The sequence below is a fragment of the Paraburkholderia ginsengisoli NBRC 100965 genome, from assembly GCF_000739735.1.
GTDB lineage: Bacteria > Pseudomonadota > Gammaproteobacteria > Burkholderiales > Burkholderiaceae > Paraburkholderia > Paraburkholderia ginsengisoli.
Genome location: NZ_BBJF01000004.1, coordinates 486,054 through 508,897, shown reverse-complemented (window position 1 = coordinate 508,897; position 22,844 = coordinate 486,054). Strand labels below are relative to the sequence as shown.

18 protein-coding genes are annotated in these 22,844 nt (G+C 64.3%); 3 read left to right on the top strand and 15 right to left on the bottom strand.

Annotated elements, in window-relative coordinates; translation table 11 throughout:
* Positions 1 to 2: 2 nt before the first annotated feature.
* The 5 genes from BGI01S_RS06330 to BGI01S_RS30500 all read right to left on the bottom strand — a co-directional run bounded on the left by BGI01S_RS06330 (position 3) and on the right by BGI01S_RS30500 (position 8,056).
* Positions 3 to 1,175, bottom strand: coding sequence for a 4-hydroxybenzoate 3-monooxygenase (locus tag BGI01S_RS06330; protein ID WP_042323372.1), 1,173 nt, complete (start codon positions 1,173 to 1,175; stop codon positions 3 to 5).
* A 245-nt stretch (positions 1,176 to 1,420) separates the two neighbouring features.
* Entirely contained in the window at positions 1,421 to 2,992 is a 1,572-nt protein-coding gene (gene ilvA, locus BGI01S_RS06325; protein WP_042323370.1) for a threonine ammonia-lyase, biosynthetic, read from the bottom strand.
* Positions 2,993 to 3,313: 321 nt separating this feature from the next.
* Positions 3,314 to 4,579 carry a virulence factor family protein gene (locus BGI01S_RS06320; protein ID WP_042323368.1) on the bottom strand — a complete coding sequence of 422 codons (1,266 nt, stop codon included), beginning with the start codon at positions 4,577 to 4,579 and terminating at the stop codon, positions 3,314 to 3,316.
* Entirely contained in the window at positions 4,576 to 7,128 is a 2,553-nt protein-coding gene (gene mprF / locus BGI01S_RS06315; RefSeq protein ID WP_408638612.1) for a bifunctional lysylphosphatidylglycerol flippase/synthetase MprF, read from the bottom strand. The genes BGI01S_RS06320 and mprF overlap by 4 nt, the downstream gene beginning before the upstream one ends.
* Positions 7,129 to 7,909: 781 nt before the next feature.
* A complete protein-coding gene (locus BGI01S_RS30500) occupies positions 7,910 to 8,056 on the bottom strand; it encodes a hypothetical protein (protein ID WP_167335631.1) in 147 nt (48 codons plus the stop codon).
* A 229-nt stretch (positions 8,057 to 8,285) separates the two neighbouring features.
* Between BGI01S_RS30500 and BGI01S_RS06310 the strand changes: the two genes are divergently transcribed.
* Positions 8,286 to 9,683 carry an MFS transporter gene (locus tag BGI01S_RS06310; RefSeq protein WP_042323364.1) on the top strand — a complete coding sequence of 466 codons (1,398 nt, stop codon included), beginning with the start codon at positions 8,286 to 8,288 and terminating at the stop codon, positions 9,681 to 9,683.
* A 32-nt stretch (positions 9,684 to 9,715) separates the two neighbouring features.
* Here BGI01S_RS06310 and BGI01S_RS06305 read toward each other — a convergent pair whose 3' ends face one another.
* The 5 genes from BGI01S_RS06305 to BGI01S_RS06285 all read right to left on the bottom strand — a co-directional run bounded on the left by BGI01S_RS06305 (position 9,716) and on the right by BGI01S_RS06285 (position 15,234).
* Positions 9,716 to 10,210, bottom strand: a complete 495-nt coding sequence (locus BGI01S_RS06305; protein ID WP_084585311.1) for a DUF421 domain-containing protein — start codon at positions 10,208 to 10,210, stop codon at positions 9,716 to 9,718.
* Between the two features lie 90 nt (positions 10,211 to 10,300).
* The gene (locus BGI01S_RS06300) at positions 10,301 to 10,954 is read right to left on the bottom strand and encodes a glycosyltransferase family 2 protein (protein ID WP_042323362.1); all 654 of its coding nucleotides are present in this window, start codon (positions 10,952 to 10,954) and stop codon (positions 10,301 to 10,303) included.
* On the bottom strand, positions 10,951 to 11,562 hold the full coding sequence (locus tag BGI01S_RS06295) for a class I SAM-dependent methyltransferase (protein WP_042323360.1): 612 nt from the start codon (positions 11,560 to 11,562) through the stop codon (positions 10,951 to 10,953). Before BGI01S_RS06295 ends, BGI01S_RS06300 begins: the two co-directional genes overlap by 4 nt.
* A 24-nt stretch (positions 11,563 to 11,586) precedes the next feature.
* On the bottom strand, positions 11,587 to 12,753 hold the full coding sequence (locus BGI01S_RS06290) for an acyl-CoA/acyl-ACP dehydrogenase (protein WP_042323358.1): 1,167 nt from the start codon (positions 12,751 to 12,753) through the stop codon (positions 11,587 to 11,589).
* A gap of 513 nt (positions 12,754 to 13,266) precedes the next feature.
* Positions 13,267 to 15,234 carry a PAS domain-containing hybrid sensor histidine kinase/response regulator gene (locus BGI01S_RS06285; protein WP_042323355.1) on the bottom strand — a complete coding sequence of 656 codons (1,968 nt, stop codon included), beginning with the start codon at positions 15,232 to 15,234 and terminating at the stop codon, positions 13,267 to 13,269.
* A 261-nt stretch (positions 15,235 to 15,495) separates the two neighbouring features.
* On the opposite strand from BGI01S_RS06285, the gene BGI01S_RS06280 reads away from it, so the two are divergent.
* On the top strand, positions 15,496 to 15,732 hold the full coding sequence (locus tag BGI01S_RS06280) for a hypothetical protein (protein WP_042323353.1): 237 nt from the start codon (positions 15,496 to 15,498) through the stop codon (positions 15,730 to 15,732).
* A 124-nt stretch (positions 15,733 to 15,856) separates the two neighbouring features.
* Here the strand turns inward: BGI01S_RS06280 and BGI01S_RS06275 are convergent, their stop codons facing one another.
* Positions 15,857 to 16,906, bottom strand: a complete 1,050-nt coding sequence (locus BGI01S_RS06275; RefSeq protein ID WP_042323351.1) for an NAD(P)/FAD-dependent oxidoreductase — start codon at positions 16,904 to 16,906, stop codon at positions 15,857 to 15,859.
* Positions 16,907 to 17,146: 240 nt separating this feature from the next.
* On the opposite strand from BGI01S_RS06275, the gene BGI01S_RS06270 reads away from it, so the two are divergent.
* The gene (locus BGI01S_RS06270; protein WP_042323349.1) at positions 17,147 to 17,584 is read left to right on the top strand and encodes a carboxymuconolactone decarboxylase family protein; all 438 of its coding nucleotides are present in this window, start codon (positions 17,147 to 17,149) and stop codon (positions 17,582 to 17,584) included.
* Between the two features lie 41 nt (positions 17,585 to 17,625).
* On the opposite strand, the gene BGI01S_RS06265 is transcribed toward BGI01S_RS06270, so the two are convergent.
* From BGI01S_RS06265 to BGI01S_RS06250, 4 genes are all read right to left on the bottom strand, one after another.
* Positions 17,626 to 19,200, bottom strand: coding sequence for a methyl-accepting chemotaxis protein (locus BGI01S_RS06265; RefSeq protein WP_042323347.1), 1,575 nt, complete (start codon positions 19,198 to 19,200; stop codon positions 17,626 to 17,628).
* Positions 19,201 to 19,607: 407 nt separating this feature from the next.
* Entirely contained in the window at positions 19,608 to 20,006 is a 399-nt protein-coding gene (locus tag BGI01S_RS06260; RefSeq protein ID WP_042323345.1) for a hypothetical protein, read from the bottom strand.
* A 173-nt stretch (positions 20,007 to 20,179) separates the two neighbouring features.
* Complete coding sequence (locus BGI01S_RS06255) at positions 20,180 to 21,175, bottom strand: 2-hydroxyacid dehydrogenase (RefSeq protein ID WP_042323343.1); 996 nt, start codon at positions 21,173 to 21,175, stop codon at positions 20,180 to 20,182.
* 57 nt (positions 21,176 to 21,232) lie between these two features.
* Positions 21,233 to 22,822, bottom strand: coding sequence for an aspartate:alanine exchanger family transporter (locus tag BGI01S_RS06250; RefSeq protein ID WP_042323341.1), 1,590 nt, complete (start codon positions 22,820 to 22,822; stop codon positions 21,233 to 21,235).
* Between the last annotated feature and the right edge of the window lie 22 nt (positions 22,823 to 22,844).

The window sequence follows — 22,844 nt, the reverse complement described above, 5'->3', positions numbered from 1 at the left end:
GCTTACACCGCGGCGACGCCGACGTAGTTTTCCGCCATCGCGGTGCCCGCCGCGCGCGAGGTCGTCACGTATTCGAGCTCGGCCACCTGCAACTGCTGCTCGAACGGCGACGCGCCTTCGATGCGGTGCATCATGCTGGTCATCCAGTACGAGAAGTGCTCGGCGCGCCAGATGCGTTTGAGCGCGGTTTCGCTATAGCGGTCGAGCAGGTCGGTACGATTTTCGACGTAGAACGCGTTGAGCGCCTGGGTCAGCACGCGCACGTCGGCGACCGCGAGATTCAAGCCCTTCGCGCCCGTCGGCGGCACGATATGCGCCGCGTCGCCAGCGAGGAACAATCGGCCGTGCTGCATCGTGGCCGACACGAAACTGCGCATGCCGACAATGTTCTTCTGGAAGATCTTGCCGTCGACGATCTTCTGTCCGTCGTGCGAATCAACCCGTGCATGCAGCTCGGCCCAGATGCGATCGTCGGACCAGTTCTCGACCGAGTCCTTCGGATCGCATTGGAAATACATGCGCTGCACGTTCGGCGAACGGGTGCTGATCAGCGCGAAGCCGCGTTCGTGGCGCGCATAGATCAGTTCGTCAGACGACGGCGGCCCTTCGCACAGGATACCGAACCAACCGAACGGGTAGATGCGTTCGTAGTCCTTGCGCAGTGCCTGCGGAATCGCTGCGCGCGACACGCCTTGCGAGCCATCGCAGCCGATCACGAAGTCGCATTGCAGTTCGCAGGCTTCGCCTTCGTGACGATAGCGGATCGACGGTTTGTCGGTATCGATGCCGTGGATCGACGTCTCCGATACGCTGAAACGCAGCGCGCCGTTTGCGGCCACGCGCGCCGCGACCAGATCCTTGATCACTTCGTGCTGTGCGTAGACCGTAATCGAATGGCCGGTGAGTTCGGTCAGATCGATGCGGCGGCGCTTGCCTTCGAATGCCAGTTCGAAACCGTGGTGCAATGCGCCTTCCGCTTTCATGCGCGCGCCGACGCCGGCTTCGGTCAACAGGTCCATCGTGCCCTGTTCGAGCACGCCGGCGCGAATGGTGGATTCGATCTGTTCACGCGTACGCGTTTCGAGCACGACCGACTCGATGCCGCGCAGATGAAGAAGGTGGGAAAGAAGCAGGCCCGCGGGCCCGGCACCGATGATGCCGACTTGGGTGCGCATGAGTTGTCTCCTGAATGCGGCGATTGATTTGCGCCCAGTGTGACGATCATGGTCCGTATCGTGCAACGCGATATGACGGATAGGCCGTATCGCTCGCGGCGATACGCAGCGTATCTGAAATGCTCGCGTGGAGCGGTGACGAAGCGCGCTAATGCTGTGCTGGCGGGGCTTATGGCGCGCTCGCGAAGCGGGTCGGCCTATCGCATGCCGTTGCGCAGCCTCAACGTAAACCCCTAGCTCATCGACTATGCAAGAAACAACCGGTACACCGGGTTCCGCGTCTCTTCCCAGTTCGGATAGCCGAGCGTCGCGAGAAAACGTTCGAACGCGTCGTTCTCGCTCGCGGGCACCTGGATGCCGACCAGGATCGAACTGTAGTCCGCGCCCTGGTTGCGATAGTGGAACAGGCTGATGTTCCAGTTCGGCGCCATCGACGACAAAAACTTCATCAACGCACCCGGCCGCTCCGGAAACTCGAAGCGGAACAAACGTTCGTCATGCGCGAGCGGCGAGCGCCCGCCGACCATGTAGCGGATGTGCTGCTTCGAGAGTTCGTCGAAAGTGAGGTCGACAGTCGCGAAGCCGTGCGCTTCGAACGCGCCCGCGATCTGCGCGGACTCGCTGCGATTCCTGATCTGCACGCCGACGAAGATGTGCGCCGAGTTCGCGTCCGCGATCCGGTAGTTGAACTCGGTGACGCTGCGCGTGCCGACCAGTTCGCAGAAGCGCCGGAAGCTGCCACGCTCTTCGGGGATCGTCACCGCGAACACCGCTTCGCGTGCTTCACCGACTTCGGCCCGCTCGGCAACGAAGCGCATGCGGTCGAAGTTCATGTTCGCGCCCGATGTGATCGCGATCAGCGTCTGGTTCTCGATGCCTTCGCGTTCGGCATACTGCTTCGCGCCGGCTACCGCCAACGAGCCCGCCGGTTCGAGCACACTGCGTGTGTCCTGGAACACGTCCTTGATCGCGGCGCACAGCGCATCGGTATTCACGAGTAGCACGTCGTCGAGATATTCACTGCACAAGCGGAAGGTTTCTTCACCGACCAGCTTCACTGCGGTGCCGTCCGAGAACAGACCCACTTCATTCAGCGTGACGCGCTCGCCCGCTTTGAGCGACGCGGCCATTGCGCACGAGTCGTCGGTCTGCACGCCGATCACCTTGATCTCCGGCCGCACGGACTTCACGTACGCGGCCACACCGGCTGCGAGTCCACCGCCGCCGATCGGCACGAAGATCGCGTGAATCGGGCCCTGATGCTGACTGAGAATCTCCATCGCGACAGTGCCCTGGCCGGCGATCACGTACGGGTCGTCGAACGGGTGCACGAAGGTCAGCCCGCGCTCGTCCTGCAACTTGACGGCGTGGCCGTAAGCGTCGCTATACGACTCGCCGAACTGCACGACTTCCACAGTCGGGCCGCCATGCGCGCGCACCGCATCGACCTTGACCTGCGGAGTCGTGACCGGCACGACGATGATCGCCTTCACGCCCATCCGTGCCGCCGACAACGCGACACCCTGCGCATGATTACCCGCCGACGCGGTAATCACCCCGCGTTCAAGCGCCTCCGCCGGAATATGCGCCATCTTGTTGTACGCGCCGCGCAGCTTGAACGAGAACACCGGCTGGTTGTCCTCGCGCTTCAGATACACCGGATTGCGCAGCCGTGCCGACAGATTCGGCGCGCGCTCCAGTTCGGTCTCGCGGGCCACGTCGTAGACGCGCGCGGTCAGGGTCTTCTTCAGGTAGTCGTGGCGCAGCGCGACGCTGCTGGCGGCTTCAGTTGCGTGTTCGAGTTCGAGTAACGGCAAGGCAAGCTCCTGTGTGGCAAAGACGAATCGGCAAAGCGTTCACCAGGAGGCAGGTTGCAAGCGGACATAAAAAAACCCGCCTCGTGGGGCGGGTTAATGTGTCACTGCTATCGGACGCGCGCTAACCCACCATTCGATGAATGATGCTAATAATCAGCGCAATACGGATGTCGAGGCAGTTCATGTCGGCGATCTTCGTTGAGTTCGCGGCCTTTGTCAATCCCTGGCCGGGAGGCCGGGCGCGGCGGGCTGCTGTCTACGTCGCGCTGAACTATGCACGCAAGACTCGTCGCCCGCCTTTCGCTTCACGCAATGCGGCCATTAATCCTGCACGCCGCTCTGCTTTTTGAAGGCGTTGAGAATGCGCCGTTCCAGCACGTTATAGTTGCCGCCGAAGTGATGATCCCCCGACGTGCGAATCACCTCGATGCCGGTCTTGTCGAGCGCCGGACACAGTGTGTCCTTCTCATCTGCACCGTAGAAACACTGCACCATCGCGGGCGGCACCTTCGTCAATTCCGGGCGCACTTTCAAGGCCTTGTCGCTCGCGGGCATGCCGAGCCACCCGCCCACGCGGATCTGAAAATCGGCATCGGGCGCGAAGCCGAGCAACGCGATCAGCGACACCTTCGCGCGCTGCGCTTCAGGCAAACGGTTGTACGCGAACGGCATCACGTCCGCGCCGAACGAATAGCCGACCAGCGCGATGTGCTGAGCATTCCAGCGCGCACCGTAAGTCTGCATGACGCGCGCGAGATCGCGGCTCGTCTGCGCGGGCGGCTTCTCGCTCCAGAAGTAGCGCAGGCTGTCCCAGCCGATCACCGACACGCCGTCTTTCTGCAATGCCTGCGCGATGGTCTTGTCGAGATCGCGCCAGCCGCCGTCGCCGGAAATGACAATCGCCATCAGGCCGTTCGGATGCGCGGCCGGCAACTCGATCAACGGCAGATCGGAGACATCGTCATCAGCAGTGGACACCGCTTGCAGATGCGGCGTGAGCAAGGCGACGAGACGCGCGCGATCGGCGTTGCCCGTGCTCGCCTTCTCGACAAAGCCCGGCACCTTGTCGCGGATGATCGTCGGATCGGGCGCACATGGTTTGAAGCGCGCGTCGAGCGCGTGCTCGGCATCGACCGAGACTGCGCCGGCAATCGTATTCGACGGCGCCTGTTCGAGCACGTGCATCGCGAGCGTCGCGCCTTGCCCCGTGCCCGCGACGATCGGTGCGAAATAGTGGCTCGATTGCGATTGCCGTTCGAGTTGGTGGCTCAACGCCTCGGCGTCGCCCACCAGTTGATGGCAGGTTTCCTTCTTCGCGCTGAGGTTCGCCGCGTAGCGCGCGGTGTCCACGCCGACGGTCAACGCCCCCGCTTTCGCGAGCGCATCGGCGCTTTGCTGGTCGGCCTCGCTCCAGCCGCCGGCTTGCGAGTAAAGCACCACGAAGCCGCGCAACGGGCCCGCTGGTTGCGTCACGGTGACGTCGCCATAACGGCCGCCGGGCACGGTGGTGGTTCCCGCTTGCGCGAGTGCGCCGGCGGTCACGAGGCTCGCCGCGACGGCGAGCTTGAAGATCGAATGCAAAGTCATGAACGCCGGCCTCCCGCCAGCAACGACAGATCCGCGAGCGTGAAGAACACGCCCACCGAACCCGATGCCGCGAGATAGCGCGGCTCCCAATGCGGCTGGAACTTGCTCTTGAAAGCACGCAGACCGCGGAAGTTATAGAAGCGGCCGCCGAAGCGCCACACGATGCCGGCCAACCGATGCCAGCGCGAAGCGAGTGGCGTCGGCTGCATGCCGGAGAGCGGCGCGATGCCGAGGCTGAGCGAGCGGAAGCCCGCCTGCTTCAGATGCAGCGCCAGTTGAGTGAACAGATATTCCATCGCGTACGGCGACGCGCTTTCCACGTGACGCATCACGCCGACCGTCGCTTCGGTGTTCATATCGGTTGTCATGAAGGTGACGAACGCGACCGGCTCGCCGTTCTGGCGAACCAGCATCACCGATTGCGCGGCCAGATACGCGTCGTTGAACGCGGCCACCGAGAAGCTCTTCTCGCGCGCGTCGCGGCTGTCGAGCCAGCCGTCGGAAATCTGGCGCAGCGTTTCGAGCGAAGCCGGCACGTTCGGCTGCTCGATCACTTCGACGGCGAAGCCGTCGCGCTCGCCGCGCTTCAACGCATAACGCAGATGCGCGCGATGCGAGCCCTTCAGATCGAAATCGTCGAGCACGACGTGTGCTTCCTCGCCAAGCTTCATCAGCGTGAGGCCGGCGTCGAGATAGAGCGGCAACGCGTTGGCGCGGACCTGATAGAACGCCGCGCGCCCGCCGTGCGCATGCGCGAGCGCGACGAACTTGCTGATGAGGCCAGCCCACTCTTCACGCGGTCCCACCGGATCATGCAGCGCGGCCCACGTGCGACCATACTTCGCGTACATCAGGAACGCCTGGCGCGACTCGGAGAAGAGAAAGCTCTTGTCGCCCATCAGCGCGAGACCGGCGTCGCTGCGCTCCTGCGCACGCACGATACGCGCCGCGTCGTGCAGATCCTCCGGCGCGGGTTTGACGAAACGGCCCGGCGCCGGACGCAGCAATTGCCAGAACGAAAAGGTCGCCGCGAACACGCTCGCGGCCAGCGTCGCGCGCAAGGCACGCGGTGCACGTTCGTCGAAAGCGAATTGCCACCACAGGTCACGGGTGTACGGCACGTCCCGGAAAGCGAACAGCATCACCCACGTGGCCAGCATCAGCACCATCGCCACCGACACCAGCCAGCCCGCCGTGAAGCGTTCGGCGAACAGCGACGAATGACGGTTGAACCGCCGGCGCGTCGACAGCAGCAGCACGATCAGCATGCCGAGCACGCTCGCCTCGACGAACGCGAGACCCTTGGTCAACGACAGCGCGAGGCTCAGCACTGCGAGCAGCAGCGTCATCCACCACGCGGCGTCGAGACGGCGCAGCAAACCGCGCGCGACGAACAACAGCAGCACGCCGAGCACGCTGCACAGCATCTGCGAGCTTTCGAGGACCCACAACGGCACCACGTCACGCAAGATGTGAATACGCTGCCAGAACGCGGGCGTCGCGCTGGAGATCACCAGCATGCCGCCGACCACGAACGTGACGAGGCTCAGAAACAGCGGCGCGAGTTTCGATGCGCCGGACGCGTCGAGAAACGGCAGACGCCCTTTCAGCGCGCGGCCTTCGAAGCCCGCGAGCAAAGCCGCCGAGACAATCAGCGGGACACCGAAATAAATCGCGCGATAAGCAAGCAGCGCGGCAACCATCTGATGCGTTTGCACGCTGCCGCTCAGCGTGAACACCATCGCCGCTTCGAACACGCCGACGCCGCCGGGCGTGTGGCCGATCATACCGAGCAGCATGGCCGCGGCATAGACTGTGATGAAGGTGATGAAGCTCACGTTCGCGTGCGGCAGCAGCGCCCACAACGCGAGGCCCGCGGCCACCACGTCGAGCACCGCGAGGGCGACTTGCGCGAGCAGATCGCGGCGCGCTGGAATATCGAACGAGAGCCACCGCCAGCGCGTGCGAACCGGCCGGGTTTCACGGCGGCACGCGGCGGCGGCGAGCGTCAGCGCGACCAGCAGCGCCGCGCCGATCCAGCGCAGCGCGGCGGGCGTGAGGTGCAGCATCGGCGCGAGCTGGGCAGCCTTGCCGACCATGCCGAGCGCCGTCATCAGCACGAGTGCGAGCGCCAGCGACACGCTGGTGAACACCGTCATGCGGCCGATCTGCACGGGCGTGATGTTCGCGACGCCGTAGACGCGCGCTCGCACGGCGCCGCCCGTCAACGCGCCGAAGCCGGTCGCGTTGCCGAGCGCGGAACCCGCGGTCGCGCCGATCCACAACGCCACGCGCGGCACGCTGGCGCCGAGGTAGCGCAGGCCGACGGCGTCGCGCCCGACGAGTGCCACGTAGCTGAGCGCGGTGGCGCCAAGCGCGGCGATCCATTCGCTGGCGGTGAGTTCACGCAACTGACGCATCACCGAGCGATAGTCGACCGCTTGCGACAGATGCTGCAAGACCACCAGCAGCAGTCCGCAAATCACCAGAGCGAGGACGGGCGAGAGAATTCCCCGGTTGCCGAGCGTCTTCGAAATACGGTCGATCATCGAGCCTGGGCGGTCGATTCTGTTGTTATGTCGATGGAACATGGTCAATGCGGGGGGCCTTGCATGGAGCGGTCGCGGCGACGGATCGTCCATCGCTGCGTCGCCTGATCTGGCGATTACAAAGGGATAACGGCAAAGCGTGCAAAAGGTTGACAGCGCGGGCTAATTCGCCGGTATTTAATTCGAAATGTCGAAATAAGGGCCGCCATAGCGCCGATCGGTTCGCGATCGCGGGCGCAGGCCGCGCGAATACGGCGCTGGAGCTTAAACGTCAGATCCGCATCTGTTAATCGGGACTCGACCCTGCACGCTTTCGCGCATTTTTTGCCGAAACCATTTCGAAAATCGGTTTGCCCGATCAAGGTTTTTCTTTTCGAACGCCGTAATTGCAAGCAAATGGCACGGTGAAATGCGGTGTCTTTATCGTACGAAGCACTGCATTTAAAGGGGGAAACGATGATGGCGGATCAGGATCGCGCGATGGCAGGGGTTTATCCGAGGGACTGGCATCGATGGTGTCGCTGATGAGCAGAGCGCGCGGCCAACAAGAGCGACCGCAGCCGAGCGGCGGTTTTGTGCGGGAACGGCCTCTAGCACCGCTGGCAGCCATCGATTATCGGCCCAGATAACACAACGCCCGCTATACAAGCGGGCGGCTGCGATAGGCGGCATGGAAGACGCCGCTTTAAAGACCGGAAGGCGCGAATTCCGCGTATCTCGACCAGTCAGCCCTCTCGCGCATCCGCCTGCTTCCCAGCTGGTGCGGCGCGCAGCGCCAGTCTTATTGCGGACGGCGGTGAGCTTCTGCCATCACGGCGCAATTTTGCAGGTGCAGGTTCAGCGCGAGCAGCGCCAAAGCGCGCAGTTTGCCGAAAAAGGTGGTGCTGGCAGCGGGAGTACGGGCGACGGCGTTCGAAGCGGTATTCATGACAGACTCCTGTATAGGGTTTATACCTAGGTAACAACCCGATTATAACGCTGTTATGCCGCGCTGCAACAAGTTTAAAAAATGTGTCGCGCGTGTTGTGCCGTAGTCACACCCGTCCGCAGGCGGAACCGTCATTAGGGTTCGATCTGTGCACGCTCTGTTAACAATCCGCACCGTACAGATGCAATAATGACCCTTTGCGTGCGACAGCCTGTCGCAGCCCGTTTTCATGACTGTCGCCCAGAAAGCTCTGATTGCGCCCCTTATCGTCGCATGCGCGATGTTCATGGAAAGCGTCGACGCGAATGTGATCGTCACCGCGCTGCCGGCCATGGCACGCGATTTCGGGCGTGATCCGGTCACGCTGAAAATCGCCGTAACGAGCTACGTGCTCGGGCTCGGCGTGTTCATCCCCGTGTGCGGCTGGCTGGCCGACCGTTTCGGCGCGCGCACGATCTTCCGCACCGCAATCGGCATCTTCGTGACCGGCTCGCTGCTGTGCGCCGCGTCGAACTCGCTCGCTACTTTCACGCTAGCGCGCTTCGTGCAAGGCGTCGGCGGCGCGATGATGGTGCCGGTCGGGCGGATCATCATTTTTCGCGTGGTCCACAAGGCCGACTTCATCCGCGCGATGAACTATCTGAGCGTGCCGGCGATGCTCGGCCCGGCGGCCGGTCCGCTGCTCGGCGGCTTCATCACGACCTATCTGCACTGGCGTCTGATCTTCTTCATCAACGTGCCGATCGGCATCCTCGGCATCTATCTGACCAACAGGTACATCGCCAACACGCGCGAACCCGATCCCGGCCCGCTCGACTGGATCGGTTTCCTGCTGTCGGCGGCCGGCGCGGTGCTGCTTCTGCTCGGGTTGTCGCTGGTGGGCGGCGAACTGATTTCCAATGCCGACGCGTTCGGCATGTGCGCGATCGGCGCCGTGCTGCTCGTGATCTACGTCGCGTACGCGCAGCGCGTCAAACTTCCGCTGCTGGATCTGCGCTTTTTCAAGGTCCCGACGTTTCAGGCCAGTGTGCTCGGCGGCTCGCTGTTCCGCATTGGTCTCGGCGCATTGCCGTTCCTGCTGCCGCTGATGCTGCAGGAAGGCCACGGCATGAGCGCGTTCCAGTCCGGCCTGATCACCTGCGCGTCCGCGTTCGGCGGCATGTTCATGCGCACGGTCGCGTCACGCGTGCTGCGCCGCTTCGGCTTCCGTTCGGTGCTGGTGGTCAATGCGGCGCTGTCGGGACTTTCGATCGCGGCATGCGGGCTGTTTTTTCCGAGCACGCCGACGTGGATCATCTGGGTTGTCGTGCTCCTCGGCGGCTTCTTCCCGGCGCTGCAATTCACGAGTCTGAACTCGCTGACCTACGCGGAGATCGCGAGCCGCGACGTCGGCCGCGCGACGAGTCTCGGCAGCGTCGTGCAACAGATGTCGCTCGGTCTCGGCGTGACGGTCGGCGGGATCGTGTTGCAGATTTCGCGGGCGCTCCATGGGCATCCAAGCATCATGTGGTCGGATTTCTGGCCCGCGTTTCTGGTGGTCGGCCTCTGCTCGTTCGCGTCGATTCCGGTCACGCTGCGCATGCCGCGCGGCGCCGGCGAAGAGATCGCGCGCGGCGGCCGGGGCTGAGCGCGACGCGCCACGCGTCGCCTGCGCGTTAGTCATGCTTGCTTGCGGATCACGCTCACCTCGCCATTGCGTTCGAGAATCGCCGCGGCGACGTTATCCATCGAGCGTGAGCCGGTTTTCTGCCGCACGCTTTCATGCACGTCGGTCGTCGAAATCAGCGCGGCGTCCATTTCACGCGCGTTGAACTGACCGTTGCTGAACACCTCGCGCTCGACACCGCCCACCAGCCGCTCGAACCCGCGCGAGCGCATGCAGGCCCACGCGAGCACGCGATGGCACACGACGATCACGAACGACGCCACCACGGTCGCGATGAACGGCGACGCGCCGACGATCGCGCGGCTCAGCGTAGCGCCAAGCAGGATTACCACCACGGAATCGAACGGCGAGCGCTGCCCGAACGAGCGCCGTCCCGACACTCTGATCAGCACGAGCGCGATCAGGAACACCGCGATCGAGCGCATGCTCATCTGCAAGGGATCGAGGTTCCTGCCCTCGCCGAACAGAACGAAGATCGCGTCCATCATGTCGCCCTCCTCGCGGTGCGCCGTCATTCAGATCATCAGTCATCCGAAGCAAACTTGAATCGGGTAAGCGCGCGAACACGGACTTGCGCGCTAGGCGGCAGCCCACGACACGAGCGTGTCGCCAAAGCCCCCGCGGGCGCGGGCCGCCGCGCGAGCGCTGGTGATCACGCGCGGCGCCGCGCTCCACGCGATATGCGCGCCGATCGCAATCAAGCGGTCGACGAGCGCGACATCCTCGCTGCACGTTAGCGGCGGAAAGCCGCCGGCGCGCCGGTAAGCGTCGGCCGACACGCCGAGATTCGCGCCGTGAATGTGGCGATGACCATCGGCGTCCACGTAGGTCTTGCGAAAATATTCCCGCACGCTGTGCGGATGGGCGCTCCAGTCGTCGACCGCGATCGAGCCGCACACCGCATCCGCGTCGAGCGCGAGTTGCGCGACCAGCCAGCCTGGCGACACGCGGCTGTCGGCGTCGGTGAACGCGAGCCAGCGCGCGCCGTCCGCGAGCAGCAGATCGGCGCCGGCCGCGCGCGCGATGCCGACATTGCGCGCCTTCAGCGACAGCGTCTCGACGCCGTATGCCCGCGCAATCGCGCCGGAAAAATCGCTGCACGCATCGAGCACGACCACGATGCGCACCGTTTCGCGGGCGAGATCCTCGTGACGCGATGCTTCGAGCAAGGCCGCGAGGCACGGCGCCAGCAACGCCTCTTCGTTATGTGCCGGAACGATCACGCCGATCATAGGAGCCCCTCGCGTTGCGCTACCGAACGTGCGTCGCGCGACCAGACGTCGATCAGCAGATCGGCTTCGTCATGATGCGCGAGACGCGACAGGCCGCAGCGCGCATCGAACAACGCATGCGCGGCGTCGGCGGATTCGAGCGCTTCGGCGAAGGGCCGGCGCCAGTGACAGGCGAGCAGCGTGCCGTCGGTCGTCAGCGACGCGGCGATCCGCGCGGCCAACGTTTCCAGCTCGGCTGCATCGAGGTAATACGCGAATTCGCTGATGACGATCAGATCGAACGGTCCGGCCTCGGTCGGCCATTCGCGCGGCACCGTGCACTGTTCGACGCGCACGTTCGGCGTATCGGCGACCCGCTCGCGAGCGAGCGTCACCGCGCGCTCGTGCAGATCGGCGGCGAGCAGCGCGTCGCAACGCTTCGCGAGTTCGACGCTCAATTCGCCGTTCGCGCAGCCGGGTTCGAATGCATTGCGATAGCGCGGCCGGGGCAGCAACGCGAGCGTGAGCGAACGCTTGCGCCGCTCATACCAGCCTTCGCGCAACTTCCACGGATCGTCGCTCTGCTGATAAAGCGTGTCGAAGTACAGTGCGGTCGAGGTCGAACTCATCTCAGCGGCCCTCCGGGAATCGGATCAGAGCGTCCACGGCGCACCTCCGTTGAGGGACACGCCGTCGCCGCCGGCCGAAACGAGCATCTCGCCGAGCGACGCGAGATCGCGCTCCGCATGGCTTTGACGCAGGAACACCGGCAGGTCGGCCAGCGCGCGGGCGAAACGCGCGTCGCGGCATAGCGGGCCCGCGCCAAGCGCACGCGTCGCGTGATGCATCACGGTGGTCGCCGCCTCTTCGACGACGAGGCGCGCGCGCGTCGCTTCGCGTTGTGCGTCGACGAGCGGATTCGCGTCGATAAAGGCGGCGGTTTCGCGCAATACGGCAGCCGCCGCTTGCAACGCGACTTCGACCGCGCCCAGGTGTGCGAGGCGATGCGGATCGGCGCGCTGCGCACACGCGTCGCGCAAGCTGCGGCCGATCTGCGCCGCCGCGCCGTACCAGCACGCGGCGATGCCCGCACCGCCGTGCCAGAAGCCGGGACGCCCTACATACGCATGCGCGGCGCCGACCAGCACGGCTGGCGTGCGATCGAAGCTGACGTCCGCGCTGGCGGTGGCCTGCATGCCGACTGCCTGCCACTTCGACGTATCGATCGAGATCGACGGGTCATCCATCGCGACGGCCACGAGCACCGGCTCGCCGTCGAGCCACGCGGTGACGAGCGCATGACTGACGCTCCTCGCGCCCGAACACCAGGCCTTGGTGCCGGCCAGTTGAACCTGGCCGTCATCGTTTCGGATTCCTATCCTGATGGCTTGCACGCGGGCATCGGGCGGCTCGGCCGCCCATACGGCCCAGCGGCTCGCAGCCGGCGGCGTGGGGCCATGCAGTTCGGCGAGGATCGCGAGCGCGTCGGTGTGGCCTTCGAACAGTTTGACGAGCCCGAGATCGCACGCGGCCACCGCCGCCAGCGCGCGCCAGCGGATCAGCGTCTGGCCGTGGCCCGGCAACGGCAGCAAGGGCGCGCGGTCGTAGCCGCGCCCGATCAGCGCGTGCAAGACATCGCCGAGCGCGGCGGGGTCGTTCGAATCGAAACGCGTGGCGTGCAGAAATTCTTCCAGCGACGCAGCAGTTTTGCTGTCGTTCTTCGTACGGCGCGGCGATTGCGATTCGCGGCTGCCGGAGCCGCCTGGAGCGGGCGAGCGCCGTACGTTGACGCCGGCCCTGTGGTCACGCGTATCGAGCATTCTGCCTCCCTGAAGCGGTTCGATCTGCTGCGCGCGGACCTGAGTGGTCAGCGCCTATGCAGACTCACAGCAAGCGTCGTGCCGCATAGGTGGAATATCCGGGCGCGCTGGATGCGCCAAGGTTCAGGAAGGTTTTGGAAATCGGGCGCCGGACGCACGGTTGCCGCTGCGCGTCAGAATGTGATGAAAAAATTGAGTTGCCCGTGCCAATGGGCCGTGCCGACACGCTCCGAACTTGATCACCGGGGCGCCCCGCCGCGCGCCAGGGATTTCCCTCAAGCCTTGAGGGGCGCGAGGCGTGCCACCGCAGCACCAACGCGCGTCAAACGCCGAACGCTTCGCCACGGCTGCGCTGTTTCAGGGAAAGTTAAAAAGCCGCGATACACGTCCGAGCACAGCGCCGGCGGCGCGGCCGCGAAGTCTCAGGAACGTCGGAAGAGTGAGACAACGCGCACGAGCCAAGCCCGCGCCTCTTTCACATAGGCACAGGCCAAACCGCGACTTCAGCCGCCGTCAACGCCCGCCACCGCGTCGCGCTTCCACCTGCGCGAGCAACTGATCGAACAGCGCCAGCTCCACCGGCTTCACCAGATGCGCGTGAAAACCGGCCTCGCGTGTCCGTTCGCGATCGCTCGCATGGCCGAAGCCGGTCATTGCCGCATACATCGTTTCGGCAAGCTCCGGCATCCGCCGCAATGCGGCGAGCGTCGCGTAGCCGTCCATCTTCGGCATCGCAAGGTCGATCACCGCGAGATGCGGGACGAAGCGCGGCGCGATATGCAGCGCCTGCTCACCCTCGTACGCGATGCGCACTTCGTGGCCCTTGAGTTCGAGCAACATCGCGAGACTGTCGGCGGAATCGCGGTTGTCGTCGACCAGCAGAATCCGCAGCGGCGCGACCTCGGCCTCGGCCGGGTTCGTGTCGTCAGCGGGGGGGTCGGACGGCGCGGCGGCAAGCGGCAGACTCAGCGTGAACGTGCTGCCGCAGCCCGGTCCTTCGCTGCTCGCGAGAATGCTGCCGCCATGCATTTCGACCAGCGATTTGCACAGCGTGAGACCGATGCCGAGACCGCCCTCTCCCAGGTTCAGGCATTCCTTTTCCTGCGCGAACAAATCGAAGATCTTGTCGAGCGAGCGCAGCGGAATGCCGCATCCCGAGTCGCGCACCTCCAGCACCGCCATCTGTGAGCCGACGCGCCCGCCAATGTCGATCCGGCTGCCGCGCGGCGAGAACTTCGACGCGTTGTGCAGCAGGTTTTGCAGCACCTGCACGAGCCGGGTCATGTCGCCGCGAAGCACCACCGGATCGTGTGGTAGATGTGGCACCACGAGCTGTTCATGCGCATCGGTGAAAGGCCGCGCCGCTTCGATCGCGCGTGTCACCAGTTCGCCCAGATCGACGCGCGCGAGGCGCAGTTCCACCTTGTTCGACATGATCCGGCCGACGTCGAGCAGATCGTCGACCAGCCGCGTGAGATGGGTAACCTGCCGGTCGATCAGATCGCGCGCCCGTGCCACCACCGGGCTCAGTCCGGTCTCCAGTTGCATCACGCCGACGGCGTTGCGCACCGGCGCAAGCGGATTGCGCAATTCATGCGCGAGCGTCGCGAGAAACTCGCGCATGCGCTCTCCGGAGCGCTCCAGCTCTTCGCGCTGACGCCGCTCGGTCAGATCGCGCGTCACCTTGGCGAAACCGCGCAAGCGGTTCGATTCATCGCGCACCGCCGTGATGTTGACGTTGGCCCAGAAGGTCGTGCCGTCCTTGCGCACGCGCCAGCCTTCGTCTTCGACGTGACCGAGCTGCCGCGCGATGGTCAGCTCGCGCGCCGGTTTGCCCGCCGCCGCGTCTTCCGGCAAATAGAACAGCGAGAAATGCTTGCCGACGATTTCGTCGCGCGTATAGCCTTTGATGCGCGCCGCGCCCGCATTCCAGCTCACCACGTAGCCCTGCGGATCGAGCATGAAGATCGCGTAATCCTTGACGTTGTCGACCAGCAGACGGAAACGCTCCTCGCTGAGCCGCAACGCTTCCAAGTACTCGCGTTGGGCGCTCAGGTCGCGCGTGATTTTCGCGAAGCCGGTGAGAATGCCCGCCTCGTTGCGAATCGCCGTGATCACGACGTTCGACCAGAAGGTGCTGCCGTCTTTGCGCACCCGCCAGCCTTCATCTTCGAAGCGGCCGGTCAGCGACGCCTGTTGCAGTTCGTAGTCCGGCCAGCCGCGCGCGACGGCTTCCTCGGTATAGAAACGCGAGAAGTGCTGGCCGATGATCTCCTGCGCGGTGTAGCCCTTCAGCTTTTGCGCGCCGACGTTCCAGCTCACGATGTGGCCGCTCGCGTCGAGCAGGAAGATCGCGTAGTCCTCGATGGCCTGCACGAGCATCCAGTAGTCGACGCCCACGGTCGGACTCATGCGACCCTCGCCGGCGCGCCGCTCGGGCTCGCCGCTGTCATGGGAAGAAGGCATTTCAAGCTGATTCATGGCGCGCAAGTATAGGGGATAGCGCTCAAAGGATACACCGCACATGGCCGGCAGCCCGGCTTATGGTTTCACCCGATCAACACCCGGGCGGCGCCGCAGAGCCGCTACGCGGCGGCGTCAGCGGGAGATCGAATCGCGCGGCACGGCGGCCAGGCCCCGCGCTTGCTACCCATGCGATGTCGCCATGCCGACTATCCGACCGGTTGCCGCATCGGCATCGCGCCGTTACGCATCGTCACCATCGTCACAACAGGAGCCCCAATGAAACGAGCCCTCACCACCCTCGTCTGCGCCGCCGCACTCGCGCTCACCCATGCCGCCGCCTACGCCGAAGGCTGTACCAAAGGCGCGGTCGTCGGCGGCGTGGCCGGTCACGTCGCGGGAGACCATGGCGTGGCGGGCGCGGCCGCGGGCTGCGCGATCGGCCACCACGAAGCGAAGAAGAAGGACAAGGCCGCGAGCGCGGCGGCCGCCGCCAGCGAGCCCGCCGGCAAGTAAAGCCCACCCGCGTGAGTAAAAAATAAAGCCGGTCGTGATGTGTCGATCACGACCGGCTCTATCGCTGCTCTCCATCCCCGCCTGCAAAAATCCACTCAGCGCATCGGCGGGTTCGCGCGCCGGTTCAGCCGTGCGCGGTGAGCTTTTCCGCGAGCTTCGCGTCGTAACTGGAATGCACGTGCACGCGTTTCTTCTCGGGATACGCATATGCATAGGCTTTGCGCAGCGCCAGCGACGCTTCGTGAAAGCCCGACAGAATCAGCTTCTGCTTGTTCGGATAGTTGGCGATATCGCCGGCCGCGAAGATGCCCGGCCGCGAGCTTTCGTAATTGGACGTATCGACATCGACGCGTCCGCCGTGAATCGTCAGCCCCCATTGCGCGATCGGGCCGAGATCCGCGACCAGACCATACAGCGCGACGAGGTGTTCGGCTTCGAGTTGCGTTTCGCCTTCGATGTGCCGCAACGTCAGCGACTTCAACGCATCGCCTTCGACCGTGAGCCCCGCAATAGCGCCGACGATGAAGTCCATCTCGCCCGCCTCGACCGCGCGCCGCATGGTCGCGACGCTCGAATCGGCCGCGCTGAAACCGGCGCGCCGATGCACCAGCGTCACACGCCGCGCGACCTTGCGCAACGCCAGCGCCCAGTCGAGCGCCGAATCGCCGCCGCCGGCGACCACCACCGTCTTGCCGGCGAAATCGGCGAGCCGCGGCACGCTGTAATGCACGTGCCGCGATTCCAGCGGGACAGCCTCGGGCAGCGCGAGCTTTTGCGGCACGAACGCACCGTTGCCCGCCGCGAGCAGGATCGCCGCGACATCGAAGACGAGGCCGCGATTCGTTCGTACGGTCCAGCGTCCGTCGTCGCGCTGCTCGACCGACTCGACCCGTTGCTCCAGATGGATCGGCACGTCGAACGGTTTGCATTGCGTCATCAACCGCTCGACCAGTTCGCGCGCGGTGCACGACGGAATCGCCGGGATGTCGTAAATCGGCTTGTCGGGATAGAGCTCGGTGCACTGGCCGCCGATCTGGTCGAGCGCATCGACGATCTGGCAGGACAAGCCGAGCACGCCTGCCTCGAACGCCGCGAACAGGCCGACCGGACCTGCGCCGACAATCAGGACGTCGGTGCGGATCGGCGATGGAAGTGGGTCGGCGGCGGTCGTCATGAGCGGTCTCTGTGATAAGCGATGACCCACCATACCGAATCGACCGCGGCGCGGCAACGATGCCATTACACCCGGTAAGGGCGCTTCACGGCGCACTGAAGCACGTTGCCGCTACCCGAAACACCGCCTAAAGTGGTTACCTGAAAATAACCTGAATCGGTCATTTTTCGAATCCAGTGCCGGGACTATGCTTCGTCCATCGCATCACGGAATGCGTCCAACCCGACTCAGGAGTGAATCATGGAACAACGTCTCGACTTCTACAAAGCCAATCCTGCCGCGATCAAGGCGCTCGTCGGCGTCGAAGAGCGCATCGGTAAATCGGCGCTCGAAAAATCGCTGACCGAACTGGTGCGGCTGCGCGCGTCTCAGATCAACGGCTGCGCGTATTGCGTCGACATGCACACGAGCGACGCCCGCAAAGGCGGCGAAACCGACCGCCGACTCGCGACCGTCGTGGTGTGGCGCGAAACGCCGTTCTTCACGGATCGCGAACGCGCCGCGCTCGAATGGACCGAGGCGCTGACGCTGGTGTCGCACGAGCATGTGCCCGACTCGGTGTGGAACGCGGTGCGCCCACACTTCAGCGACGAGGAACTGGTCGACCTGACGCTGCTGGTGTCGGCGATCAACGCGTGGAACCGCTTTGCGATTTCGTTTCGCAAACTGCCGGCCTGAAGCGGCGGCCGTCTGAACCTCGCCGCTTCTCCCGGCAAGGTTCAGAACGACAGTTCGTGCGGCGCCGCATCGCGCGCGACCTTGAAGGCCGCGGTCAGTTCGCTCAACTGCCGCGCCTGATCCGCGAGCGAGTTCGCGGTGGCGGCGCTTTCTTCGACCAACGCCGCGTTGTGCTGCGTGACCTCGTCCATCTGTGTGACGGCGAGGCTCACCTGGCGGATGCCTTCGCTCTGCTCTTTCGACGCCGCCGCGATCTCGCCGACAATCCGCGCGACGCGCCCGATCGCCGCCTCGATGTCCTGCATCGTGCCGCCGGCTTCGTCGACGAGACCCGCACCGCTTTCCACGCGCGCGGTCGACTCGGCGATCAGCGCGCCGATTTCCTTCGCGGCCGCCGCCGAGCGTTGCGCGAGGCTGCGCACCTCGCCGGCCACCACCGCGAAACCGCGCCCTTCCTCGCCGGCGCGCGCCGCTTCGACGGCGGCGTTCAGCGCAAGGATGTTGGTCTGAAACGCGATGCCTTCGATCGCGGTAATGATGCCGGTCATCTTCGACGAGCCCGCGTGGATCACCCGCATCGTCTCGACCATGCTGCCGACCGAATTGCGTCCGCGCGCGGCCATCTCCGACGCGCGCAATGACAGTTCGCTCGCGTGCTGCGCGTTCTCCGCGTTCAGCTGCACGGTGGACGTGAGCTGCTCCATCGCGGCCGCGGTCTGTTCGAGCGACGCGGCCTGTTCCTCGGTGCGTTGCGACAGATCGTGATTGCCCGCAGCGATTTGCTGCGTCGACGACGCGATCGAATGCGAACCGGCGCGCACCGTGGTGACGGTCGCGCCGAGCTTGTCCTGCATCGACGCGACGCCGCGCAACAGCATCGCCATTTCGTCGTTCGAACGAATCGGCACGCGGGTCGTCAACTCGCCGGCGGCGATCGCGTCGAACTGGCGCAGCGCGTCGTTCAGCGGCGTCATGATCGCGCGACACAGCATGCGCCAGCTGATGAACGCCACCGTCAATCCCACCAGCACGCTGCCGATGCACGCGACCAGCAGCGTCTGAAACAGCGCGGCCGAGCGCTGGGTCGCGTCGCCGGCCTGGTGGTTCAGATAGTCCTCCAGCGCGCCCTGGCTCGTGTTCATCGCGGTGTAGAGACCGATCAGATGGTTCGCGCGGGTTTCGTCCATCCAGCTCGCGTCACCGGTGCGGATCGCGTCGATCAACCTGTCGATGCCGTCGCGCCGCACGGCGGTGCGTTTTGCGTCGAGGTCGTCGGTGAGGCGCTGCAACTCCCGCGTTTTAGGCAGATCGCGGAACGTGCCCCACCACTTGTCGGAGTCGGCGAGCAGCAGGCGCGAGCGTTCGAGTTGCGGGCCCAGTTGCGGCGAGTTCGGATTGCTCATCGCCCAGTCGAGCCCGAAGCGCGCCCGCGACATCGCCGTGCCCGACTTGCCGAGCGCCACTACCGAGGCGAAATGCACCGCGTACGCGTCGCGCTGCGCCTGATTGCTCTCGCTCATGCCGAGAATGCCGAGCGCGCCGGTGGCGATCAGCAGCACGCCGAGAAACGCGATCGTGATCGCGATGCGCAGATTGATGGTCAGGTTTTTGGTCATCGTTTTTTGTTGTGGCTTTGGCTGGTCCCGCGCTCGTCGCTCATCGCATGCGGACCCACCAACCGGGTGAAAGGCGTTGGTCTCCGGGCCTTTCACGTTGGGCAAACTGGTTTTGACTTTACGGCTGCACGTTCCTTGTATGGAACGGTTGTCCGTATCTGGAAAGTATAGCGACGCTTACGCGGATGAAAAAATAAATCCGGGTTGGTGCGGCAAACGCGCAACAGGCATGCAGGGAGCATGCAGAGAGCAATGTCAGAGGGAGAACGACGACGATCAGTCGAACCTCGGGATGGCGTAGAGACCGTCCGCGTGTCGGGTATTCGAAGGATTGCGGCGCCGTCCGTTGTCTCTATGCCGCCAGATCCTTATCGCACGTGCAAGGGGGCCAAGCCTGCAGCCGGCGATCAGTGGTGAACAGGCCGCGCCGACGATCCCGTTGGCCGAATCACTGCGGCCGCTCGTGCCTGAATTCTTGCCGCGGACGAAGTCGTTTCATGTGCATTGGTTGCGCAGTCGTACCCGTTTATCTGTTCATCGAGGACATAGTCCGCGACCCTCATCGCGTCCATCGCATTGCCATCCACGTCGGACCACTCGCGAATCGCGCGATTGACTTTGGTGAGTGCCTCGACAGCAAGCAGTACGGCGTCGGTCTCGGTGATCTTGCCTTCAAGATCGTCTGCCAGGTAATCCGCAACACGTAGAGCCGCATCGATCAGATTGCTGTCGTCGATCAGGTCCGTCAATACCGCCTGAACCACTGCGAGGCAGGCATCTTTGCGTGCAAGTGCGATATCTGTCATGAGTTTCTCCAGAATCGAGGTGACTGGTGAGTGAACTTTGGCGGCCACGTTTTAGAACAAACAAACATTACTCCGGCCATCGCTACCCGAAGGGGTGATAACGCTGCGCAGTGCGCCACGCGCGTTCCCACGCCCGTTCCAGCGCGCGCTTGCACACGCTGTTGGCACACGCTCTATCCGACCGTCACCTCGTTCAGCAACGGCTGATTCTTTTCGAACGCAGAGACGCTTTCGAGCGTGGTCTCGCAGATGGTCGTCAATGCCTCGTGCGTCAGATAGGCCTGATGTCCGGTGACGATGACATTCGGAAACGACACGAGGCGTTGAAAGACGTCATCGGTGACGATCTCGCTGGAGAGATCGCGAAAAAATAGATTGGCCTCCTGTTCGTACACATCGATTCCAAGCCCGCCGAGCTGCCCGGTCTTCAATGCGTCGATCGCGGCCTCCGTATCGAGCAGTCCGCCGCGGCTCGTGTTGATCAGTATCGCGCCGGGCCTCGCGCGTTTGAGCGTGTCCGAATTGATGACGTGGTATGTCGCGGGGATGAGCGGACAATGCAGCGAGATGATGTCGGCTTTCTCCCCAATCTCGCCCGACCTGGCATAGCTCAGACCGAGCGCCTCGAATTCCGCCGACGGTTGCGGATCGAAGCCGATCACGTTGCAGCCGAAGCCGAGCATGATCTTCGCGAACACGCAGCCAATCTTGCCCGTTCCGACCACCGCGACCGTCTTGCCGCAAAGGTCGAAACCGGTCAGACCGTCGAGCGAAAAGTTCGAATCGCGGGTGCGATTGTAGGCACGGTGCACCTTGCGATTGATTGCGAGCAGCAGTGCTACCGCGTGCTCGGCCACGGAGTTCGGCGAATACGTCACGACGCGCACCACCTTCATGCCGAGCCTGGTGGCCGCTTCGAAATCGACGTTGTTGAAGCCCGTGCAGCGCAACGCGAGCAGACGCGTGCCACCCTTATGCAGCGCGTCCAGTACTTGCGCGTCCGCCTTGTCGTTGACGAAGATGCAGACGGCGCCGTAGCCGGCGGCAAGACCGACGGTGTCCATCTCCAGCAAAACGTCGAAGTAATGCAACTTGTGCTCGCCGCTCCTGTTGGCCTCGTCGAGATACCGGCGTTCATAGCGCGTCGAACTGAATATCGCCACTTCCATGATGAACTCCTTCGGAATCCGTAATTCGAATTTCGTTCGCCTGCGGCGCGCACACGTCTAGCCGGCTGCGATCGCGATGGCGATCTGCACGAAAAGCACCTTGACGATCGTCATCGACGGAAAAATCATCGCGTACATGATGTCGGGCTGATCCGTCGGCGCGACGCGGTTGGCAAACGCAAGAATCGCCGGGTTGCCGGTTGCGCCGCAGATCACGCCGATCGACGTGTCGAACGACAGCTTGAAGATCCACAGACAGCAGATTGCCGTCACGCCGACCAGCACCAGCAGCGTGATCGCGCCATACAGCAGCAGCAGCGGCCCGGCGGTGCCCACGGTCGCGACGAACTTGGGTCCGCAAGCGATGCCCACCTGCGCGAGGAAAATCGTCAGTCCGAGATTGCGCAGCACGAGATTGGCCGACAGCGGCATCACCCACACGAACGGACCGCTGCGACGCACCTTGCCGAGACACAGCGCAACCAGCAGCAACGCCGCGAGACCCAGGCTGAACGCGCCGAGACCTGGAAAGCGCAACGGGATCGCGCCGACCAGCAGGCCCGCGGCCGCGCCTATGCCCAGGCAGATGAAACTGAGGTCGGCCGTGCTCTTGATCGAATCGCCGAAGAACGCGCGCACGCTCGCCTGATGCGCGCGATTGACGAGCAGGCCGACCCGGTCGCCCGCTTCGAGAATGAGCTCTGGACTGGACAGAAGATCGGTATCGCCGCGCCGCACATGCGCGACCGCGCAGCTCACGCCGTTCGGGTAGCGCAGACTGCCGAGCGCCATGCCCACGACCGCCGGATTCGATGCGAATACGCGCATATAGTCCAGATCTTCCCGATGACTCGTCATGCGCCCAGGCTGCAGCTCGCCGCATAGCGCGGTTGCTTCGACGAGCACGCGGGGGTCGGTGGCGGTGACGAGGAGAACGTCGTCAGCACGCAGAATAAAATCGTCGGTGACGAACTGGTTGTGATGCGCGCGCCGCGCGGCCGCGATTGCCACACCGGCAGGCAGGCGGGCCAAAAGCTCCGACACCCTGAGACCGAAGAGACTGGCATTGCGCAGCGCGATTTCCGCGGTCTCCAGCAACTTCGCAGGCGGCTTGCGTATGTCGATTTTCAGGGCCAGCTTGAGCGCGTAGATGAAGAGAATCGGCCCGGCCACGCCGAATGGATAGGCAACACTGTAGGCCACGGCGGCATCGCTGCTCTTCATCGATGCGATGGCAACCTGCAGGCTCGCCGTGCTGGTGCCGCTGCCCGCGAACATGCCGAGAGCATCAGCGAGCGTAGCGCCGAAATGGATGAAGCCGCACGCTACGAGACCCGACACGATCACGCCGAGACACGCGGCTGCGTTGGCCTTCATGCCCTCGCGGCTCGTGAGCCCGCGGAAGAACTGCGCGCCATACTGAATGCCGATGCCATAAAGAAACATCAACAAACCGAGCGTGCCCAGCAACGCGGGCGGCGTAGATTTCGGCGCGAACGCGCCGACCGCCAGTCCAACGAAAAGCACGGCCCCGGAGCCCAGCGCCACGCCCTTCACATTGATTTCGCCGATCAGGTAGCCGACCGCAATGGTCAAAAAGAGCGCGAGCAGCGGCTGACTTTCGACGAAGGTCCTGACTGCATCCATGCCGCCCCCTGATGATCGACAA

Coding starts and splice junctions, on each gene's coding strand:
- BGI01S_RS06330 (WP_042323372.1), bottom strand. CDS start 1,175: ATGCGCACCCAAGTCGGCATCATCGGTGCCGGGCCCGCGGGCCTGCTT.
- BGI01S_RS06320 (WP_042323368.1), bottom strand. CDS start 4,579: ATGACTTTGCATTCGATCTTCAAGCTCGCCGTCGCGGCGAGCCTCGTG.
- mprF (WP_408638612.1), bottom strand. CDS start 7,128: ATGATCGACCGTATTTCGAAGACGCTCGGCAACCGGGGAATTCTCTCG.
- BGI01S_RS30500 (WP_167335631.1), bottom strand. CDS start 8,056: ATGAATACCGCTTCGAACGCCGTCGCCCGTACTCCCGCTGCCAGCACC.
- BGI01S_RS06310 (WP_042323364.1), top strand. CDS start 8,286: ATGACTGTCGCCCAGAAAGCTCTGATTGCGCCCCTTATCGTCGCATGC.
- BGI01S_RS06305 (WP_084585311.1), bottom strand. CDS start 10,210: ATGATGGACGCGATCTTCGTTCTGTTCGGCGAGGGCAGGAACCTCGAT.
- BGI01S_RS06300 (WP_042323362.1), bottom strand. CDS start 10,954: ATGATCGGCGTGATCGTTCCGGCACATAACGAAGAGGCGTTGCTGGCG.
- BGI01S_RS06295 (WP_042323360.1), bottom strand. CDS start 11,562: ATGAGTTCGACCTCGACCGCACTGTACTTCGACACGCTTTATCAGCAG.
- BGI01S_RS06290 (WP_042323358.1), bottom strand. CDS start 12,753: ATGCTCGATACGCGTGACCACAGGGCCGGCGTCAACGTACGGCGCTCG.
- BGI01S_RS06285 (WP_042323355.1), bottom strand. CDS start 15,234: ATGAATCAGCTTGAAATGCCTTCTTCCCATGACAGCGGCGAGCCCGAG.
- BGI01S_RS06280 (WP_042323353.1), top strand. CDS start 15,496: ATGAAACGAGCCCTCACCACCCTCGTCTGCGCCGCCGCACTCGCGCTC.
- BGI01S_RS06275 (WP_042323351.1), bottom strand. CDS start 16,906: ATGACGACCGCCGCCGACCCACTTCCATCGCCGATCCGCACCGACGTC.
- BGI01S_RS06270 (WP_042323349.1), top strand. CDS start 17,147: ATGGAACAACGTCTCGACTTCTACAAAGCCAATCCTGCCGCGATCAAG.
- BGI01S_RS06265 (WP_042323347.1), bottom strand. CDS start 19,200: ATGACCAAAAACCTGACCATCAATCTGCGCATCGCGATCACGATCGCG.
- BGI01S_RS06260 (WP_042323345.1), bottom strand. CDS start 20,006: ATGACAGATATCGCACTTGCACGCAAAGATGCCTGCCTCGCAGTGGTT.
- BGI01S_RS06255 (WP_042323343.1), bottom strand. CDS start 21,175: ATGGAAGTGGCGATATTCAGTTCGACGCGCTATGAACGCCGGTATCTC.
- BGI01S_RS06250 (WP_042323341.1), bottom strand. CDS start 22,822: ATGGATGCAGTCAGGACCTTCGTCGAAAGTCAGCCGCTGCTCGCGCTC.